General features: G+C 59.6%; 10 protein-coding genes. 4 read left to right on the plus strand and 6 right to left on the minus strand.

Going from position 1 to position 14,404, the window contains the following annotated elements:
- Position 1 precedes the first annotated feature (1 nt).
- The 5 genes from asnB to NLM25_RS30745 are packed head-to-tail and all read right to left on the minus strand — an operon-like array spanning position 2 to position 6,075.
- Complete coding sequence (gene asnB / locus NLM25_RS30725) at positions 2 to 1,840, minus strand: asparagine synthase (glutamine-hydrolyzing) (protein WP_254139487.1); 1,839 nt, start codon at positions 1,838 to 1,840, stop codon at positions 2 to 4.
- A gap of 2 nt (positions 1,841 to 1,842) precedes the next feature.
- The gene (locus NLM25_RS30730) at positions 1,843 to 3,396 is read right to left on the minus strand and encodes a lipopolysaccharide biosynthesis protein (RefSeq protein WP_254139488.1); all 1,554 of its coding nucleotides are present in this window, start codon (positions 3,394 to 3,396) and stop codon (positions 1,843 to 1,845) included.
- Between the two features lie 41 nt (positions 3,397 to 3,437).
- On the minus strand, positions 3,438 to 4,535 hold the full coding sequence (locus NLM25_RS30735) for a DegT/DnrJ/EryC1/StrS aminotransferase family protein (protein WP_254141295.1): 1,098 nt from the start codon (positions 4,533 to 4,535) through the stop codon (positions 3,438 to 3,440).
- A gap of 11 nt (positions 4,536 to 4,546) precedes the next feature.
- The gene (locus NLM25_RS30740; RefSeq protein WP_254139489.1) at positions 4,547 to 5,017 is read right to left on the minus strand and encodes an acyltransferase; all 471 of its coding nucleotides are present in this window, start codon (positions 5,015 to 5,017) and stop codon (positions 4,547 to 4,549) included.
- Positions 5,014 to 6,075, minus strand: coding sequence for a Gfo/Idh/MocA family protein (locus tag NLM25_RS30745; protein ID WP_254139490.1), 1,062 nt, complete (start codon positions 6,073 to 6,075; stop codon positions 5,014 to 5,016). The genes NLM25_RS30740 and NLM25_RS30745 overlap by 4 nt, the downstream gene beginning before the upstream one ends.
- Positions 6,076 to 6,337: 262 nt before the next feature.
- Between NLM25_RS30745 and NLM25_RS30750 the strand changes: the two genes are divergently transcribed.
- Positions 6,338 to 7,288 carry a hypothetical protein gene (locus tag NLM25_RS30750; RefSeq protein ID WP_254139491.1) on the plus strand — a complete coding sequence of 317 codons (951 nt, stop codon included), beginning with the start codon at positions 6,338 to 6,340 and terminating at the stop codon, positions 7,286 to 7,288.
- A 47-nt stretch (positions 7,289 to 7,335) separates the two neighbouring features.
- Positions 7,336 to 8,676 (plus strand): hypothetical protein, encoded by a 1,341-nt coding sequence (locus tag NLM25_RS30755; protein ID WP_254139492.1) that lies wholly within the window; start codon positions 7,336 to 7,338, stop codon positions 8,674 to 8,676.
- 404 nt (positions 8,677 to 9,080) lie between these two features.
- Here the strand turns inward: NLM25_RS30755 and NLM25_RS30765 are convergent, their stop codons facing one another.
- On the minus strand, positions 9,081 to 12,800 hold the full coding sequence (locus NLM25_RS30765) for a M10 family metallopeptidase C-terminal domain-containing protein (RefSeq protein WP_309143622.1): 3,720 nt from the start codon (positions 12,798 to 12,800) through the stop codon (positions 9,081 to 9,083).
- 192 nt (positions 12,801 to 12,992) lie between these two features.
- On the opposite strand from NLM25_RS30765, the gene NLM25_RS30770 reads away from it, so the two are divergent.
- Together NLM25_RS30770 and NLM25_RS30775 are read left to right on the plus strand one after the other, a co-directional pair.
- Positions 12,993 to 13,310 carry a hypothetical protein gene (locus NLM25_RS30770; RefSeq protein WP_254141297.1) on the plus strand — a complete coding sequence of 106 codons (318 nt, stop codon included), beginning with the start codon at positions 12,993 to 12,995 and terminating at the stop codon, positions 13,308 to 13,310.
- A gap of 161 nt (positions 13,311 to 13,471) precedes the next feature.
- Positions 13,472 to 13,645 (plus strand): hypothetical protein, encoded by a 174-nt coding sequence (locus NLM25_RS30775; protein ID WP_254139493.1) that lies wholly within the window; start codon positions 13,472 to 13,474, stop codon positions 13,643 to 13,645.
- Positions 13,646 to 14,404: the final 759 nt, after the last annotated feature.

The raw sequence follows: 14,404 nt of genomic DNA on the forward strand, positions 1-14,404 counted from the left end.
GTTACGCATACCTCGCCAGCATCCACTTCATGTTCAGATAAGGCCAGATTCGCCCGACCGTTTCCCAATCCCAGGTCCTGGAAGACGTCAGGCGTATGACGGTCTTGCGCAGACCGGGCTCGTCCACCAGCTCGGTGAATGCCGGAACCTGCCGATCGAGCAAATCCGCCGTCCAGCCGGAAAGCGGCCCGTTCAACCACTCTGGCATCGGCGAATTGAAGCCGACCTTGCGGCGTCCCATGCGAATGGACTCCGGCATATGTTTGGCCATCGCACGGCGCGCGACGACCTTGGTGTAGCCATCGGATGCCTTGCTGGAATCTGGTAGCGCCATAGTGTAGGTCACCAGGCGCCAGTCCATGAACGGCATCCGGACCTCTACTCCGTGCGCCATCGAAAGGCGGTCGAAATTTCGCAAGATCGTCGGCAAGACGGTGCCGTGGAACATTCGATAGAGGCGCTGGTTCAATGACCCCCAGTCACGCGGCAGCGGGTCGTCCTCGCCGACTAGGCTGAACTGGGCCGGGATACCACGCAGACCGCCGCGCAAAAAATAATGCCCCTGCCGCTTGATCATCAGCGTCCGCATTAAATCCACGCCACGCCTGGCAATTGCCGAACTGGACGACAGACCCGCGAGTGCATTTCTGGCCCAAAACGCCGTCGATTGCCCCTCCTGCAGGTAGGCTCCCATCAACTCATCCGCCCCGTGGCCATCCAGCGATACCGTCACGTTCTGGCGCCTGAGCTCCTGATAAATCAACCAGGCCGCGCTTGGCAGCCCGATATAGACGTCGTCATTGTCGTCCAAAATCCGGTCAATATCGGCCAGCGCGTCGTTCCGGCCGATTTCAAGGAAGGACGGCGCGACGTCCGCCCAGGCGGCGGCTTCCTCGGCCATGGGCCGCTCGTCATTTATGGCGCCGGGAAAGGTCGCAACGAATGCGTGGCGCCAGGAGGCATTGTCGCGCGGTCCCATCCCCGCTTTTTCATGCGCCGCCATGGTGCAGATCACGGCTGACGAATCGAACCCGCCTGACAAACAAGTTCCGATCGGCACATCGCTGCGCATCCGCAGTGCGACGGCATCCTGGAACAGTTCGCGAAAGCGTTCGACGCGCTCGCCCTCGGTGGCCGGGACCTCCGGCAGATGATCCACGGTGCGCCACCAGCGCCGGATCTCTAATCGCCCGTGACGAAGCCACATGCAGTGACCAGCCTGCAGGCGGCGCACCTTCCGGCACAGCGTCCGTTCGCTTCCTTCGACCCCGAAAGCATCGATCAACAGCCGCCGTGCGACTTCGGCATCCAGCGCGGCGTCGATCAGGCCGCTTCGCACCAGCGCGCGTTGCTCGGATGCGAAAACAAAGCGCTCTGGCGACCACGAATACAACAGCGGCTTGATACCGAAACGGTCGCGCGCAAGAAATAAACCCTCCGTCTCTGTATCGAAGATCGCCAGCGCCCACATTCCGTTGAAGCGCGACAACATCCCCTCCTGCCACACCCGCCACGCGGCGAGAATGACCTCGGTGTCGGACTGGCTGCGAAAGACCGCGCCCTGCGCCTCTAGCTCGCGCCGAAGCTCGAGGAAATTGTAGATTTCGCCATTGAACACGATCACATGACGACCGTCGGCGGATACCATGGGCTGAAAGCCACCCTCGCCGGGATCGATGATCGCCAACCTGCGGTGGCCGAAAGCCAGGTTTCGGTTGGCGCTGAACCAAGTTCCCTCGCCAAACGGGCCGCGATGCGCAAGCAGGTTTGTCAGTCGCGAAATTTCCGCGGGATCGACCGAGTTGCCGCGAATATTGAGGATGCCAGCAATCCCGCACATGGTTACGTAGCCCTGAGAGGTAAGAAACGAGTGGCGATGACGCGCAAATCCCGCCAGCAGACGGCGCCGTGCGGGCCAGCCCGCGAAGCCGTAACGACGACGACGAAAATAATGGCGGCCGCAACGCAATAGAGCCCCCCCACATACCACCAGTGCGGCACATGGTCGAATAACGCGTCGCGAAGCGCATATCGCAACGTAAGGGCGGTCGCGATGCCGGTTCCGAGCGGCAGCAATACGAAATGGGCGACGCGCGACCACATGCCGGCGATGCTGAAACTTCGTCGCAGCAGCAGGTTGGTCGCGACGATTTGGGCGCTCATGCCGACGCAGGCGCTCCAGCCTGCTGCCTGCCATCCGAAATAGGGCAGCGCGAGTGCGCTGGTGGCCACGGTAAACACCGCTGTCACCAGCGAGATCAATGCAATGGAGCGGGACTGGCCGTGCGCCAGAAGATAGAATGCGAAGACATTGGCGCTGCATCCAAGCATGCCGGCAATCGCGAGCACGACCAACACACGCTGGGCTTCAGCCGCCACTTCCGGGCCAGTCCATAGATAAAGCAGCGGGCCGGCGACCGGAACCAGGGCCCCGAGGGCGCTCGCCGCAAGCACGTTGAGGATCCAGGAGGACCGAAACAACAGTTCGGCTTTCCGATCGCTGGATTCTCTTTGCAAGGCGCTGAAAAACGGGAACAGGATTTCGCCGACTTTCAGGATGCCAATATACATCGCCTCTTCGAGCCGCTGCGCGATGGTATAAAATCCGACAAACTGCGGCTGCAACAGCGCGCCCAGCAGGTATCGATCCACCTGCCCGGAGAGCAGCCCCCCACCTTGGGCGGCGAGTTGCCAGGATCCCACATTGACGAGATCGCCAAGCGGGCCGCGATGAAGCGCTGGACGCGCCAGCCATTCGCCGAGCCGCAGGCGCGACAGCACGAACACCATCAGCAGACTTGTCGCAAAGCCCAGCGCCTGGCAGCCGAGAAACGTCGACGCCTGGGGCCAGGACGGGATCAGCACCACCATCGAGCCCGTCGCGACGACGGCGCTGGTAATGTTGATCGAGGAAATTTGCCGATAGTCCTGGCGCGCTGTGAACAGCGTGAGAAACACCGCCGAAAGGCACTGGCACAGCCACCCGACAGCACCCAGGGCAAAAGCGCGTCCGAGATCGTTGGCACTGTCGCCGCTCAGATGAAACGCAAGGCGCGCGAGTGGCGGCCCAGCCACGACAAAGCCGATCACGATCAGCCCGCCGATCCCGACGGCCAGCAGCAACGCCGTGGCGAAGAAACGTCGGGCATCGTCGCGTTCGGCAGGCGCCAGGCGGTGGGCAAGTTCACGCGCGGTCGATAATGCGAGGGCATTGCTGAATGCCAGAGCGGGCGCGAGACAGGCCATCACCAGACCGGCGACGCCAAACGCGGCGAGGCCCAGCCGGAAGACGACGAACGGCAGGATCACCAGATTCAAGCCAACACCGATGACAAAGGCCGCCGCATTCCATGCGGAATTTCCCAATAGACGAAAACTGCCGTCCGGCTCAGCCATGTGGGCGATCGGGCCTCTGGTTGTCTTGATTGCTGCGGAATTCAGAACGTTCGAATCAGATGGATAACTTCGTTCTGCTGCTCCCGCGTGATCTCCGCGAACATCGGCAGTGACAATATCTGGCCCTGATCCTGATGCGCGTTCGGAAACTGCTCGGGGAGGTGCTTGAACCGTCCATAGGCAGCGAGGAACGGCAGCGCCGTCGGGTAGTTGATCGCGGTCTGAACTCCCTTGGCGCCGAGATACGCGGCCAGCGCATCACGGCGCGGATGCTTGATCGTGTAGAGGTGATAGACATGCGTGCGGTCCCCCGCGATCGAAGGCACAACGACACCCTCGATCTGGTTGAGGCCGGCGTCGTAAACCTTTGCAGCCTCCTGGCGCGCCCGAGTCCAAGCCGGCAAATGCGGCAGCTTGGCCGACAGGATCGCGGCCTGCAGGCCGTCGAGCCGGCTGTTGATGCCCTCGATCTGGTGCTGATGTTTGACGAGGCCGCCATGGCGAGCCAGCATGGTCATGTGCTCGGCCAACGCCTCGTCATTGGTGACGATGGCGCCGGCATCGCCCATCGCGCCCAGGTTCTTTCCCGGATAGAACGAATAGGTCGCTGCCTGCCCGAAGGTGCCGATCTGCCGGCCCTTGTAGCGCGCCAGATGCGCCTGCGCGCAGTCTTCGATTACCCATAGCTTGTACTTGCGCGCTATCGCCATGATCGCATCCATGTCCGCCGGCTGCCCGTATAGATGCACCGGAATAATGCCGACCGTTCGCGGCGTAATCGCAGCTTCGATCGCCCCCGGGTCAATGGTGAAGCTCGCGCCGTCGGTGTCGCAAAATACCGGCGTTGCGCCGGCATGCGTGATCATTGCGGATGTGCTGATCCACGAATGGGCTGTGGTGATGACCTCGTCGCCCGGCTGCACCTTGAGTGCCGTCATCGCAATATAGAGCGCGTCGGTCCCGTTGGCACAGGACACGCAATGCTTGATATCGACGGCTTTGGCGAAGTCCCGCTCGAAGGCATCGACGTACGGTCCGCGAATGAAGGAATTGTCGCGAATTACCGCGGCAATTGCCGCGTCGATCTCGCCCTTGATGTTTTGATACTGTAGCTGCAGATCCGCATAAGGCACTGGCATGAATCCACCTTCTAACTCCGGGGCGCCAACCGGCGCGCGGGATTTCCAGCATAAGTGCCGGCGGCCGCGATGTCCTTGGTCACAACCGAACCCGCCCCGATCACCACATCGTCGGCAATGCGCACCGGCATGATGGTGGCGTTGGAGCCGATCGATACCCGATTGCCAATCACCGTCTTCCGCCACAACGTTTTGTCGCCGCGGGCCGGGCCGCCGGTGGCGAAGGTATCATTGATAAACATTACGCCGTGGCCGACAAAACAATCCTCGCCGATCGTCACCAGTTCGCAGATGAAAGCGTGCGACTGCACGCGGGTTCGCGCGCCGACGACAGCGCCGGTCTGTATCTCGGTGAACGGACCGACGAAACAGTCATCCGCGATCTCGCACCCGTAGAGATTGCAGGGCTCGACTAATTTGACCCGCTGACCGAATTTGACGTCCCGCACGCCAGCTTGGTGGACTTGGGGCCTGCCGCTCACGAGAGCACACCGAGCCTGCTCCGCCGCGGCTCGAAGCGAAGCGCAACTTCCTGCCCCGTCTCGATCGACTCGTAGAGGGCAGAGATGAGTTCGAGACTCTTGCGACCTTGCAACCCGTCGACCAGCGCGGCGCGTTGGTGCAGCAGACAATCTACCACGTGCTCATAGTAGGCCTGGTGTCCAAAGCCGTAGACGTTAGGCGGATTGACCGAATACCTCTCGACGACGACCTTGTCGATCGGCAGCTCATCGACGAAGCGCCAGTGCCTGATCTCGTTGACCGCAAAGCCGGCGATCTCCACAGCGCCCTTCTCTCCCAGGATTGAGAGAGAGCCTTCAAGATCCCTTGGCCGGACTGCGGTAGTTGCTTCGATGATTCCCAATGCACCGCTGCGAAACTTCAGGGTGGCCACAGCAGTATCTTCGGTTTCGACCTTGACCAGCGCTGTCGTCGCCCGCGCATGGACGCTCACAACATCGCCGAAGAACCACTCTAGCATGTCGATGTGATGGCTGGCCTGGTTCGTGAGCACGCCGCCGTCATAGGCCCAAGTGCCACGCCAGGCATCCTGATCGTAATAGGTCTGGTCGCGACACCAGCGCACCCGCACCGTCCCGAGGACCAACCGTCCAAACCGGCCAGCTTCCAAAGCCTCACGGGCTTTCACGACTGGCACGTTGAACCTGTTTTGCTTGACTACGAATAGCTTGACACCGGCCTCGTCACAGGCGCGGATCATGGCGTCCGCATCCTGCAACCGTAGGGCCATGGGCTTTTCAACGATCACGTGCTTGCCGGCCTTGGCGCAGGCGATCGCGTGCTGGGGGTGGAGCCCGCTGGGCGTAAGCACCGCGACGGCATCGATGTCCTTCTGCACTAGGAAGTCACTCAAATCGTAAAAGGCAGGGACGGAAAACCTTGATGCGACGGCATCGGCCCGTTCAGCAATCGTATCGCACACCGACACGAGCGTAGCACCCTTGATTTGGCCCCCACCGAGCAGGTCGGAATGACGCTTGGATATGCGTCCGCAACCGAGCAGTCCAAACCGAATCATCAGCCGATCCTATTTGCGCGGATGAGAGGCAGCCGCATCGAGGCAAAGCCATATTAGCGGCAAAACTACCCAATGCGCCAGATGTGCCCCGCGCCAAGGCACCTCCAGCACCGAGAAGCCACAAACGTCTTCCCAAGGGGCACGCTCTATACGAAAAAGCTTTTCGGGATCAAGTTACTGTGTAAAAAATCGCCACTTCTATATACTCAACCGACAGTGATGAGTGGGTACCTGAGGTGGAATCGGGCCCATCGGAGGCGCGATGAACGCAAGCGATCTACTGAAGGTAGCATTATTGTACCACCGCTCTTTTCTGGCTATATTCGGATTGTCCTTTGCTGGCTTGCTCCTCTTCGTATTGACGGTTCCGAAGCAGCTGGTTGCTGTCAAAACAGTAGTGCAAGTCCCAACCTCCTTTACGAACGGAAAACCAGAGCCACTTGAGTCGGCCGATCAAATCGCCGGCCGTGCCGCCATGCTCTACGGCCCAGCCGCTATAGATCGACTCCAAAGCAGTGGGGCGGCTTCTCCGGCTGTTGTGACCGCTTTGCTGGGTTCTGGTTATATTGGAGCAGGCATATCGATCGTGCTGTCGAGCACGATCGACAGCAGCGCTGAACAGATAGCCCGGAACTTCCAGCAGACCGTTGCCAAAGCTATAATAGCGGACGTAATGCCGGCCGCGGATGCGGCACGTCAACGGGCAGAACAGGTTCACCTGCTAGCGACCGAGAAGGTCGAGAACTTGACGAAGCAGCTCGCGATCAACGAAAAAAGGATCCAGAGCATCGGAGGCCTGATCGACGATCTCTGGAATCAAAGCGAAAACCTGAGAAGCGAGCTTTCGAAGACCTACCAGTCCGCCACGGCTGCCCTGGACAGCGAACTAAAGATCCGGGAGGTGCGGGAACAGAGGGTTGCAGTCGGCAACCTGTCCCTGAGCGCGATAAATGAGCGCTCGAATTTGACGGCTCAGAATGCCGCCTTGCAGCGGGAAAAGGATGCCGCCGCCGCCGAGGAGCTGAAAACCCGCCTGGACGAACAGCTATTCAGACGTCCTGCGATTTCCGACACGACCATAACGCCAGCTACGTCGTCGTACCGCCGCTTGAGCCTGATTGGGATGGCTCTCGTAATTTCGGTCCTGGTGGCTTTTGCTGGTGTCGGGCTCGCTCACACGGCCGGAACGTTCAATCGCGGCCGCAATCATTGACGCAAGTTGACACGCCGATTTCCCTGCGAACGCTGAGGAGCCGACATTTGGCCAGCCGACCGGCTTCAAGGAACCTTGAGGGCGGCCTTGCTGCGCTCCTTCTCGCCTACACTGCGATTTGCTGCGTTTCGCTGATGCACGTCGCCGGCTGGTATTCGGAATTCCATATCTTTTTCGACCCAGGCAACCTTCATCAGGCTGCCTTGGCACTCAGCGTCCTGACCGGCATTTCATTTTTCTTTAGCATCGGCGAATTCAGCTTCGGCTACTTCGTGTCTTTCTATTTGTACAACCTCGTCATGGGCTACATCTGGCTGAGTTATTTCTCGCACTTCGAGTACGATCTCGCTCTAGCTCGCCTTTCCGCCGTCGCATCTCTCCTTGCATTTCTTATACCCGCGGTTCTGATAACTGCTCCCCTTCCGCGGACATATGAGCTCTCGAGAAAGGCCTTTCACGAGCTTCCAACGGCGATCCTAGTGCTGGCGGCTACCATCGTCGGCGTCGGAACCACATATGGCTTCAGGCTAGTCGGACTTCAGGAAATGTATAGCGCGCAACGCGACATAGCCTACCCGACGTGGTTAAACTATTTAATGGGCGCCACCTCGACGACGCTTCTGCCGTTCGCGTTTGCGTGTTTTGCCGGCAGGAGAGCACTTTGGAAGGCGGTCGCCTGCCTCATTGTGGCAAGTCTATTTTATCCGATCACTCTGAACAAATCCACCTTGCTCACGCCCGGGTGGCTGCTGTTCCTGGTTATCCTATTGGCATACTTTAAACCGCGAACGGTTGTGATCCTGTCGCTCCTGATCCCGGCAAGCACTGGCCTGCTTCTCTTGTTGTTCTTGGATAGAGGGGCAGGTGTAGTATTCGGTACGGTGAATTTCCGAATGCTCGCGATACCTGCGAGCATGTTCGACATTTACAATGACTATTTCTCGAAACACGACCTCACGTATTTCTGTCAGATATCGTTGCTCAAATTTTCCGATTGTCCCTATCAGGACCAATTGGGCGTAGTTTTCGCGAACAAGTACCATCTTGGCAATCTCAATGGCTCGCTCTTCGTCACCGAAGGTATAGCTTCAGTCGGCGTCACCCTGGCTCCAGCCTCTGCATTCGCTTGCGGTTTGCTCGTCGCACTCGCAAACAGGGCATCGGCCGGTCTGAAGCCCTCGTTTATCCTGACGTCCGCCGCCGTGCTGCCGCAAGTCTTCATGAACGTGCCGCTGTCAACGATTCTGCTGAGCCATGGGGGAGCGCTTCTTTTCCTGCTCTGGTACGTGTGCCCGAGAGATTTGGACGAGATCGCAGTGGAGAGCACTCCTTCGGAAGAGGTGGCCAACAGCCGCGTTGCTCCTGCGGCGTTTCCAGAGGCTCTGTAAACGCTTTTCAGGGCCGGATGATGGGGTGGTCTGCGAGTCTTCGTTGGTTTGGACCGTTAGGTTTGGAATGGACGCAGCCTGAGCCGTACGACGGATTTGGGTCTTCACCGGCGCCGGCCATCGGCGGAACTGGAGCGACGAGGACAAGGCACGGATCATCGCGAGCGGCGGCTCGGTCCGTTCGGAGCATGGATTATCGCTCCCAACTGTTGTTTGAGTGGTGACGTCAGTTTAGGAGAAGCAGCGGACGGTCATTCCGGTGCGGGAGCAGTACAGTTTGTGCCGGCGGGTGATGGTGGCGATTAACGCCTAAAAGAACGCGCAGCCGACGTATCAAGCTGAATCAACTTACAATGGCCGATGTCGGACAAGCCATCAATCGCCGGGCGCGCCTGAGACTGCAGCTAGCGGATGATGTAGCCCTCGATATGACTGTCCGACCTAATCTCGTACATTTCACCAAATAGGCTGACCGCCTGCTGGTGTACCGCGGCTTCTTGCCATCCGTGGATCGCTGAGTCAGACACCAGAAAAGAACTTTGCGCGATTGGATGCGAGACCCGCGCGACTTGAGCGCTATTGTCCCAAGAGGGCCCGTCGGCGCTCCAGACCGTGTAGGGATCGGCGCCCGGCATCTTCCAGGCGAAGTCAAAGCCACTCGAACTCTGCTCCGCGCCAATCGGAACCGAAGGCGCAAACTGCCCGCTGACGAGAGCTCCATTGTATTTTAACGTTGAGCCCGAGCTGCCGTGTTCGTAATTGTTCCCGAGCTGGAGTAAACTCGTCGACCCGAACGACTCGATTGTGGTGACGGGCCCCCCGATCGTTTCGTCTCCGTTCAGATCCTGGTGGAAGACCGTCTCCAGTGATTCAAGCACGCTGCTGCCGCCAGAGACGATCTCGGTCAGGTTTCCAGTATAATTGCCGTTCGCGTCAGTGCTCCAGACTGTATAATTATCCGTCCCAGGCGTCTTCCAGGCGAAGTCAAAACCACTTGCGGTCTGCTCCGCCCCTATTGGGGCCCAGGGTGCGAACTGCCCGAGCGTCACCAGGGATCCGTTGTACTTGAGCATCGGTCCGGCGTTACCGAGCTCATAGTTGTTCCCGACCTGAAGCAACGCCGTGGAACCGAACGATTCCACAGTCACGGAGGGCACCCCGATCGTGCCGTCGCCGTTCAGATCCTGGTGGAAGACCGTCTCCAGTGATTCAAGCACGCTGCTGCCGCCAGAGACGATCTCGGTCAGGTTTCCAGTATAATTGCCGTTCGCGTCAGTGCTCCAGACTGTATAATTATCCGTCCCAGGCGTCTTCCAGGCGAAGTCAAAACCACTTGCGGTCTGCTCCGCCCCTATTGGGGCCCAGGGTGCGAACTGCCCGAGCGTCACCAGGGATCCGTTGTACTTGAGCATCGGTCCGGCGTTACCGAGCTCATAGTTGTTCCCGACCTGAAGCAACGCCGTGGAACCGAACGATTCCACAGTCACGGAGGGCACCCCGATCGTGCCGTCGCCGTTCAGATCCTGGTGGAAGACCGTCTCCAGTGATTCAAGCACGCTGCTGCCGCCAGAGACGATCTCGGTCAGGTTTCCAGTATAATTGCCGTTCGCGTCAGTGCTCCAGACTGTATAATTATCCGTCCCAGGCGTCTTCCAGGCGAAGTCAAAACCACTTGCGGTCTGCTCCGCCCCTATTGGGGCCCAGGGTGCGAACTGCCCGAGCGTCACCAGGGATCCGTTGTACTTGAGCATCGGTCCGGCGTTACCGAGCTCATAGTTGTTCCCGACCTGAAGCAACGCCGTGGAACCGAACGATTCCACAGTCACGGAGGGCACCCCGATCGTGCCGTCGCCGTTCAGATCCTGGTGGAAGACCGTCTCCAGTGATTCAAGCACGCTGCTGCCGCCAGAGACGATCTCGGTCAGGTTTCCAGTATAATTGCCGTTCGCGTCAGTGCTCCAGACTGTATAATTATCCGTCCCAGGCGTCTTCCAGGCGAAGTCAAAACCACTTGCGGTCTGCTCCGCCCCTATTGGGGCCCAGGGTGCGAACTGCCCGAGCGTCACCAGGGATCCGTTGTACTTGAGCATCGGTCCGGCGTTACCGAGCTCATAGTTGTTCCCGACCTGAAGCAACGCCGTGGAACCGAACGATTCCACAGTCACGGAGGGCACCCCGATCGTGCCGTCGCCGTTCAGATCCTGGTGGAAGACCGTCTCCAGTGATTCAAGCACGCTGCTGCCGCCAGAGACGATCTCGGTCAGGTTTCCAGTATAATTGCCGTTCGCGTCAGTGCTCCAGACTGTATAATTATCCGTCCCAGGCGTCTTCCAGGCGAAGTCAAAACCACTTGCGGTCTGCTCCGCCCCTATTGGGGCCCAGGGTGCGAACTGCCCGAGCGTCACCAGGGATCCGTTGTACTTGAGCATCGGTCCGGCGTTACCGAGCTCATAGTTGTTCCCGACCTGAAGCAACGCCGTGGAACCGAACGATTCCACAGTCACGGAGGGCACCCCGATCGTGCCGTCGCCGTTCAGATCCTGGTGGAAGACCGTCTCCAGTGATTCAAGCACGCTGCTGCCGCCAGAGACGATCTCGGTCAGGTTTCCAGTATAATTGCCGTTCGCGTCAGTGCTCCAGACTGTATAATTATCCGTCCCAGGCGTCTTCCAGGCGAAGTCAAAACCACTTGCGGTCTGCTCCGCCCCTATTGGGGCCCAGGGTGCGAACTGCCCGAGCGTCACCAGGGATCCGTTGTACTTGAGCATCGGTCCGGCGCTACCGAGCTCATAGTTGCTCCCGACCTGAAGCAACGTCGTGGAACCGAACGACTCAAGGGCTATGGGGCCTAATTGGCTGAACAGCGTCGCACTCGTCACCGTGCCGTCGGCAAACTGGAAGTTCTCCAGCCCCGTCAGCATGTCGGTGCCGTCAGGTGAACCCGCGCGCTGGTCAACCAGCGTAAATGTCTGCGTCGCCGAATTGTAAGAGATGCCGTAGTTCGCCCGATTGCCGGAATACACCGCCGTGTCGGTGCCGGCGCCGCCCATGATGGTGTCGTTGCCACCACCGCCGGTGATCGTATCGTTCCCGGACCCGCCGTTCAGCACGTTGGCGATGGCGTTGCCAATGATAGTGTCGTTGCCGGAGCCGCCGGTGGCATTGTCGATGTAGGAGCGCGCGTCGTTGTTGTAGAGATAGGCGTTGTAGACGTTGCCCGAGGCGGAATGGCCGTTGCCGAGATTGGCCAGTTGCACCGACGAGAACAGTGACGACGCACCCGGATTGAGATTGATGCTCAGGTTCGTCGTGTAGTTCGACAGATCGTAGGTATCGACGCCGCCGCCGTCCCAAACCGTCTCGTAGATGCGGTTGGCCGAGCCTCCGGCACCACCGCCCGGCGCGAGCTGTCCAACGCCGTTGATGAACTCCTGCCCCGTGATCGGGTTCCAGCTGTAGACCGTGCTGCCACTCTGGGTCGTGTAGTTCGCGCCGTACATCGTTTGTAGCGCGAGGATATCGTTGGCCATGTAGGTCTGCGGATATCCATACGCCTCGTTGGTGTACCCGCTCGTGGTCGAAGCACCGACATAGCTGCGATAGCTCATGAGGGTATATTCGCTGTCGTCGTGCGCGCCCGGCACTGCGACGTTGGCGGGCCCGCCGGTCTCCTGGCTGTGCTTGAGGCCTAAGGCGTGGCCGAGCTCGTGCAGAGCGGTCGTGAAGTAATAGTTCCCGAGCTTCGCCTGCGTGTAGTCGTAACCAGTCCCAAACCAGACGTCGCCGCCGGCCGCATAATTGCCCGGATAGTAGGCGTAGGACGTAGCGGGCTTCGACGACTGCGCGATCATGATGTCCGCGCCGTTGGTCCCCGCGTACTGGATGCTGGCATTGGTGTAGCCGAGGATCAGCCCGACCGCGTAGTTGATCCCCGCCTGCATCTGGCTCGGCGCCGAAGCGAAGCCTGAGGAGGTTGGTTCGCTGCTGCCGCCAGAGTAGGGATTCGAGTAGTCGCTCGGCGAGTCGGGAAAGCTGAAGGTGATCGCGCCGGACCATTTGTAGCCCGACAGCAGGCCGTCGATCTCGGCATTGTTGGTGGCGCTAACGGTGACAGACGTGGCCAATGGATTCTCCGGAGCGACGCGTCGCGCACGATTTTGGGCGCGGGCGGGCGATTCTAGCTTCAGAGGTAAACGTTTGTCTTAAATTTGGTGTCCGTGCCTGGCCTCCGTAATGCGTTCATAAATTCCGTAGTCATACGGTGCCGCGGACACGATGCAGGTTCTGCCTGCGACTAAGTTTTGTAAAGGGACATGATGAAACTCGGCCCATTGTCAGCCGGACTGATCGGTGCCCTGGCGGTGTTTGCCGGGCCGGATCGCATGCCCATCGGAGAACAGCCTGTCATGGTCGGGAAAGCCAAGGCGGACGACAGCGCCAAAGAAAGCCAAACGGAGGGAGGACACGCTTCCTCCATGCCAATGGCCCGGGATCCTTCCGCCGCGGTGGCAGAGGAATACGAAGCCGCCCGCCGGAAGGGAACCCGCGAGGCGTTCGAGCTCTTCATTGCACGGCATCGAGATGACCCGCTGGCCGAGCGGGCGCGCGGCGAGCTGAAGCGCCTGTCGCGCTGATCCCTTTCACCCGGCGCCGCCAGCCAGATCAGGCCAGCCTCCGTCCTGCCGGACCCCGTCAGGCATTGCATTTCGACAGGCGGCATCCGCGCTGACGCAGACTTGCCGCATGATGTTTTCGGCACTATGGTGGCTCTGCAATCTGTCCGGAGCCTTTCACGATGCGCTTTCCGCATGCCTCGGATGCCCTGTCGCGCTTCACCGTGCTCGATCTGACCCTGTCACGGACATCGAGCAAGATGGTGGCGCGGCCGCCGGAATTCGGCTTCGGCCCTGGACGAGATCTCGAGGCTGAGAGGGGCCCGGATTGTCTGACGGCGCTCGCCTTGGACTAATCCTGAGTTCTCATGCGCTGTTCGCGGGACAACTGCAGAAACTAGTTCGTCCATGGTCGCGACGAAACGATACAAACGCCTTGTTCGAGACGCTCCTTTGAGGTCGCAACACGCCATGTCGCTATCGGACGATTATTCACGATCCTGGTGAGCGCGTTCATTGTTAGCCAGCCGAGCTCGACGTCGTTGAGCTTACAAGGCACTAACAGGGAGACGATGGCGCAGTGCTCGGCACCATTGTTCACCTCCAACGCGCACGACCGAGCGGCAGACTCATAGACCGACCTCTAAAGCTTAACCGGTTTCAATTTCCGGACAGTAGTGGGAACCTTTCGGCTCTCTCGTGGTAATCCGCGGCGATTCGCCATCCAGCGATATAGTTGGCTGCACCGCACGCGCCGCAATGCACCTTCTTTTCGCCCACTAGCCAACGTCCCTGAGCGAAGGTCGCTTCCGACGCCCGCTCAAAGCAGCTTGGACACACAAGCGGCATACGCCTAGCCTTCCATTTGTCTATGAGGTCAAATAGATTTCCGAGAACAAAAAGGCGAAAACGCTCTACTCTCACGGTCTGCTCCGTTCTACACGCGGCCTATGCCAATTGCTCTCGACAAGTACGGGAGAGCGCCTGCTTCTGGAATTGTAGGTTTAGGCGAACTCCCATTTGACAGGATACCACGTGACACTTCAACGCTTTCCGCTCGTCGCGTGCTCCGGGAAAGCTCCGCACGACTGAATAATGTGATCCATTAGAGCGAC

Source organism: Bradyrhizobium sp. CCGB01, from assembly GCF_024199795.1.
GTDB lineage: Bacteria > Pseudomonadota > Alphaproteobacteria > Rhizobiales > Xanthobacteraceae > Bradyrhizobium.

What these genes read in the sequence shown, in the direction of transcription:
- asnB (WP_254139487.1), bottom strand. Translation starts at nt 1,840, where the DNA reads ATGTGCGGGATTGCTGGCATCCTCAATATTCGCGGCAACTCGGTCGAT.
- NLM25_RS30730 (WP_254139488.1), bottom strand. Translation starts at nt 3,396, where the DNA reads ATGGCTGAGCCGGACGGCAGTTTTCGTCTATTGGGAAATTCCGCATGG.
- NLM25_RS30735 (WP_254141295.1), bottom strand. Translation starts at nt 4,535, where the DNA reads ATGCCAGTGCCTTATGCGGATCTGCAGCTACAGTATCAAAACATCAAG.
- NLM25_RS30745 (WP_254139490.1), bottom strand. Translation starts at nt 6,075, where the DNA reads ATGATTCGGTTTGGACTGCTCGGTTGCGGACGCATATCCAAGCGTCAT.
- NLM25_RS30750 (WP_254139491.1), top strand. Translation starts at nt 6,338, where the DNA reads ATGAACGCAAGCGATCTACTGAAGGTAGCATTATTGTACCACCGCTCT.
- NLM25_RS30770 (WP_254141297.1), top strand. Translation starts at nt 12,993, where the DNA reads ATGAAACTCGGCCCATTGTCAGCCGGACTGATCGGTGCCCTGGCGGTG.
- NLM25_RS30775 (WP_254139493.1), top strand. Translation starts at nt 13,472, where the DNA reads ATGCGCTTTCCGCATGCCTCGGATGCCCTGTCGCGCTTCACCGTGCTC.